Genomic DNA, 4323 nt, shown 5'->3' with positions numbered 1-4323 from the left:
GCCGCCACAGCGGGCGCAGCGCCTCGCGCAGGTCGGCGGCGAGCGCGGCCGGGTCGGTGGGGTCTGGGCTGGCCGCAGGGTGGGTCTGGTCGGTCACCCGGGCGATTCTACAAGCTGCTTGCGCAATCTACTTGCGAGACTGGGGTCCGAGGCCCGCACCTGCCCCTTGTGCCCCGGCGTTCCCCCGCGCCTTCCCGGCGCTCCCCATCGGCAGGCGCTCCCCATCGAAAAGAGCGTTCCGAACACCTGCTACTCGGCGGATGTGTTCGGAACGCTCTTTTCGATGCAGCGGAACGCTCGTCGCGACGCGCGGGGGTCGTCGACTCAGTACGTCCCGCAGTTGACCGGGGCCGGCAGGCCGTCGATCCGGTCGGCCAGGTACTGCACCGTCCCTCCGAGGCCGGAGAGCATCGGCACCGCGTGATTGATGACCAGCCCGGTGGCCACCGGCGGGGTGTGGTCGATCACCATCTCGACGGCCGCACCCTGCGCGCACCAGTCGCGGCCGAGTCGCTGTGACTGGTGACCGGGCACCACGTCGTCGTTCACGGGGGACAGGATCCGCACCGGCGTGGTGGGCGACAGGCGGCCGATGCGTTGGCGCTCCAGGTAGTCCATGATGGCCGGATCCTGCCCGGCGATCTCCCCGGCGGACTGGCCGGACCGCGTGAAGTTGTTGGTGCGCTGCTGGAAGAACTGGATGGCGGTCTCGCCGATGCACTGGTCGGAGGTGGCGGCGAGCATCGCCCGGCCGTGGTCGTTGAGATAGGCGTCGAGGAGCGGGTCCATCTCCGGGTAGGCGTCGACCAGACTGTTGAGCGAGTACCCGATCACGCCGGCGATCGCCGACCCGTCTGCCCTCTCGAGAGTGGCCAGGAGGTCGGCGGGCGGCGATCCGGCGGCGGTGCCGACGAGGTTCACCTCGGCCGCGTACCGCGGATGCAGTTCGGCGGCTGCGGCCACAGCGCCGCCGCCCTGCGAGTACCCGGAGAACACGGTGCGCGGCGAGGGTCCGATGTCCGCACCAGGGATCCGCGGCGCGGCACGGGCGATGTCCAACACGGCACGGGCCGAGGACTCGCGGTGGACGTACGGGTGGATGCCGGGCGTGCCCAGCCCCTCGTAGTCGGTCATCGCGACCGCGTAGCCGCGGGCCAGCAACGCGTAGGCCTGGATGATCTCGTAGCCGAAGCCCACACCGGGCGGGTCCGTGCGGACGGTGGCCAGGTTCTGGAAGGTCTTCGACGGCGCGCAGTGGTCGGCCTGACCCTGGGTGCCCGGTGCGAGCACTGCGAGCGGCCGCGTCCCCGGGCCGGTCCACGGCGCGCGGGGCTGGAGGTACGTCCCCGTCACGGCGATTGGCTGGTTTCTCGACCCCGCGGAGGTGTACATGATGCGCTGGGCATCGGTCGAGATCGGGCCCGCGCCGTCCGAGACGAACTCCGCCCCGGGGATCGGTGGGATGGCGCCGGCGAGTGGGAACGACTCGGTCTTGACGAGTGCTCCCGCGCCTGCGGGCAGCTGGGCGGGCGGTTGATAGAACGCGGGAGCAGGGTCGTTGGACGAGCCCTGGGCTGCGGCGACCGGGGCGAGCGCGGCCCCGCCCCCGATGGTGGTCGCCAGAGCGGTGGCGAGTGCGGCAGCGCGCAGCGCGGTTCGACGAAGTAACACGGTCCCCCCGGACTTAATGTGTCGTGAATCACTGATGAGCGGAGTCTAAGTCGCCGCCCTCTCGCGTGGGTCGGGCACCCTCCCGGAGCTACCGTCGTAGCCATGACCGAGCACCCGCCCGCCACGCCCGACACCACTGACCATGAGCCCGGATGGGCGGAGGTCGACGCATTCCTCGACGAGGCGATGGGGCTCGAGGACCAGGTGTTGCGGGATGTGCGTGAGGCCACCGCGGCGGCGGACCTGCCCCCGATCGAGGTCTCCGCCGCCCAGGCGCGGTTCCTCGCGCTGCTCTGCCGGATGATCGGCGCGCGCCGCGTCCTGGAGTTCGGGACTCTCGGCGGGTACAGCGCGGCCAGCGTCGCCCGCGCCCTGGGGGACGACGGCGAGGTGGTCACTTTGGAGATCGACCCGCGGCATGCCGAGGTGGCGCGCGCAAACTTCAGACGGGCCGGGGTGGCCGATCGCGTGGAGGTACTCGTGGGCCCGGCCTCGGAGTCGGCGCGGGCGCTGATCGACACGGGTACCGAGCCGTTCGACATGGTGTCCATCGACGCCGACAAGCCCGGCAATCCGGGCTACGTCGAGCTCGCGTTGCAGTTGACCCGCCCGGGCAGCGTGATCGTAGTGGACAACGTCGTGCGCCACGGCGCGGTCGCGGACGCGGGCTCCGACGATCCCGGGGTGCTCGGCAGCCGCGAGGTGCTGACGCTGCTCGGCGGTCATCCGCGACTGGACGCGACCGCCCTGCAGACGGTGGGCGCCAAGGGCTGGGATGGCTTCGCGGTGGCTCGCGTCCGCTGAAGTCGGCGTTGCGGGCCGCAGGTCAGCCGGTGCGCAACCGGCCCGCCGCCTTGTGTCGTTCCAGCTCGGTCATGCCGCCCCAGACGCCGTAGAGCTCCCGCTCCTCGATGGCGTACCGACGGCACTGGTCGAGCACCGGGCACTGCCGGCAGAGCTGCTTGGCGAGTTCCTCGTTCTTCCGCCTCGTGCCCTTGAGGTCGTGGTCGTCGTTGTAGAACAGGTCCTGGTGGCCGACGCAGTTGCCGCGGTCAGCCCATGCCCATCGATCGTCCACTGCGGTCGAGGCGGCCTCAGCCAAATGATCATCCCACTTCCCGGGTCGGCGACGAGTCGAAAGACCGTGCGCGGAACAACGTCCCATCATCCGTTGTATGAAAGCGGGCGGACTACACCCCCAGGGGTGTGATCGCCGTATCGGGGCATCCGAGGGTTCGTTGCTAAGGTCTGTCCATGCCGGTCAGGGTGACTGTGATCAACGACTACCTCGTCGTCGTAGCCGGGGTGAACGCCATACTCTCGGAGTACGCCGACCGCATCGAGGTCGTGGAGAAGCGCACGGTCTCCAAGGGGGCGGCTCCGGTGGACGTGGCCCTGTACGACACGTTCGCCGCACCGGTGGGGAAGCACGCCCGCCTGGCTGCGCTATGTCAGGACCCGTCGATCGCTGCGGTCGCGGTCTACTCCTTCGCCGCTGACCGCGCTGCTGTCGAGGACAGTCTGGCGTTGGGGGCGAACGGTTTCCTCTCCAAGTCCCTGTCCGCTCCGGATCTGGTCCGGGGGATTGAGGAGATCGCGGCGGGTCGCATCGTGACGATGGTGGGGCCGGGGTTGTCCGCCACGGGGGCCAACGACTGGCCCGCCAAGGAGGCCGGCCTCTCCGCCCGCGAAGCCGAGATGGTGGGCCTGATCGTGCAGGGTATGTCGAATCATGACATCGCCGACCGGTGCTACCTGTCGGCGAACACGGTCAAGACCTACATCCGTGCTGCCTACCGGAAAATGGGTGTGACCACGCGTGCCCAGGCGGTGGCCTGGGGTATCGAACACGGCCTGAAGCCCGACCGCCAGGCCTGAGCCGCGGGCGTCCCGGGGTTCGGGGCGTCGCGCGCCTTGAAATAGGTACCCTAGGGGGGTACCGTATCTCGCATGGCCGAGCACGGATACACCCCGAACAAGGACGACCACCTCAAGCGGCTGCGCCGCATCGAGGGTCAGGCCCGCGGTCTGCAGAAGATGGTCGAGGAGGACAAGTACTGCATCGACATCCTCACGCAGGTCTCCGCCATGACCCGGGCGCTGCAGTCGCTCTCGCTCAACCTGCTCGAGGAGCACCTGGGCCACTGCGTGGCCGGCGCGATCGAGCACGGTGGCCCGGAGGCGCAGGCCAAGCTCGCCGAGGCCAATGCGGCCATCGCGCGCCTGGTCAAGTCGTAGTCCGCTCCACCGAGCCGCCCTCCACCCGTCTGCAACCATCAGAGGAGAACCCCATGTCCGACACCGCCACCTTCACCGTCTCCGGAATGACCTGCGGCCACTGCGTCGCCTCCGTGAAGGAGGAGGTCTCGGAGATCCCCGGCGTCACCGATGTGGAGGTCGACCTGGAGTCGGGCCGCCTCGTCGTCGTCGCCCCCGATCCCGTCGACCCCGCCCTCGTCCGCGCCGCCGTGGACGAGGCCGGGTACACACTCGACGCCGCGGAATGAGGTGGCCACGATGAGCCGCACCGACACCAGCACTGCCGGCAGCCTCACCGGTGAGCCGGCGACGACTTTCGTCGACCTCCAGATCGAGGGAATGACCTGCGCCTCGTGCGCCAACCGGATCGAGCGCAAGCTCAACAAGCTCGAC

At 69.7% G+C, this 4323-nt stretch carries 6 protein-coding genes; 4 read left to right on the top strand and 2 right to left on the bottom strand.

The genetic code is table 11. The features are described from left to right. Nucleotides 1–324: 324 nt before the first annotated feature. On the bottom strand, nucleotides 325–1671 hold the full coding sequence (locus G6021_RS05570) for a lipase family protein (protein WP_347238921.1): 1347 nt from the start codon (nucleotides 1669–1671) through the stop codon (nucleotides 325–327). A gap of 186 nt (nucleotides 1672–1857) precedes the next feature. Here G6021_RS05570 and G6021_RS05565 point away from each other — a divergent pair, with 186 nt between their 5' ends. Further along, the gene (locus tag G6021_RS05565; RefSeq protein ID WP_206682194.1) at nucleotides 1858–2475 is read left to right on the top strand and encodes an O-methyltransferase; all 618 of its coding nucleotides are present in this window, start codon (nucleotides 1858–1860) and stop codon (nucleotides 2473–2475) included. Between the two features lie 22 nt (nucleotides 2476–2497). Here the strand turns inward: G6021_RS05565 and G6021_RS05560 are convergent, their stop codons facing one another. Continuing rightward, a complete protein-coding gene (locus tag G6021_RS05560; RefSeq protein WP_241730769.1) occupies nucleotides 2498–2773 on the bottom strand; it encodes a WhiB family transcriptional regulator in 276 nt (91 codons plus the stop codon). Nucleotides 2774–2925: 152 nt separating this feature from the next. Between G6021_RS05560 and G6021_RS05555 the strand changes: the two genes are divergently transcribed. The 3 genes from G6021_RS05555 to G6021_RS05545 all read left to right on the top strand — a co-directional run bounded on the left by G6021_RS05555 (nucleotide 2926) and on the right by G6021_RS05545 (nucleotide 4178). After that, on the top strand, nucleotides 2926–3549 hold the full coding sequence (locus G6021_RS05555; protein ID WP_182640819.1) for a response regulator transcription factor: 624 nt from the start codon (nucleotides 2926–2928) through the stop codon (nucleotides 3547–3549). Nucleotides 3550–3621: 72 nt separating this feature from the next. Further along, nucleotides 3622–3909, top strand: a complete 288-nt coding sequence (locus G6021_RS05550; protein WP_095718749.1) for a metal-sensitive transcriptional regulator — start codon at nucleotides 3622–3624, stop codon at nucleotides 3907–3909. 53 nt (nucleotides 3910–3962) lie between these two features. After that, on the top strand, nucleotides 3963–4178 hold the full coding sequence (locus G6021_RS05545) for a heavy metal-associated domain-containing protein (RefSeq protein WP_182639948.1): 216 nt from the start codon (nucleotides 3963–3965) through the stop codon (nucleotides 4176–4178). Nucleotides 4179–4323: the final 145 nt, after the last annotated feature.

This window comes from Dietzia sp. CW19, assembly GCF_014145265.1.
Lineage (GTDB): Bacteria > Actinomycetota > Actinomycetes > Mycobacteriales > Mycobacteriaceae > Dietzia > Dietzia natronolimnaea.
This window is presented reverse-complemented; position numbering and strand designations above follow the sequence as displayed.

Coding starts and splice junctions, on each gene's coding strand:
- G6021_RS05565 (WP_206682194.1), top strand. CDS start 1,858: ATGGGGCTCGAGGACCAGGTGTTGCGGGATGTGCGTGAGGCCACCGCG.
- G6021_RS05550 (WP_095718749.1), top strand. CDS start 3,622: ATGGCCGAGCACGGATACACCCCGAACAAGGACGACCACCTCAAGCGG.
- G6021_RS05545 (WP_182639948.1), top strand. CDS start 3,963: ATGTCCGACACCGCCACCTTCACCGTCTCCGGAATGACCTGCGGCCAC.
- G6021_RS05555 (WP_182640819.1), top strand. CDS start 2,926: ATGCCGGTCAGGGTGACTGTGATCAACGACTACCTCGTCGTCGTAGCC.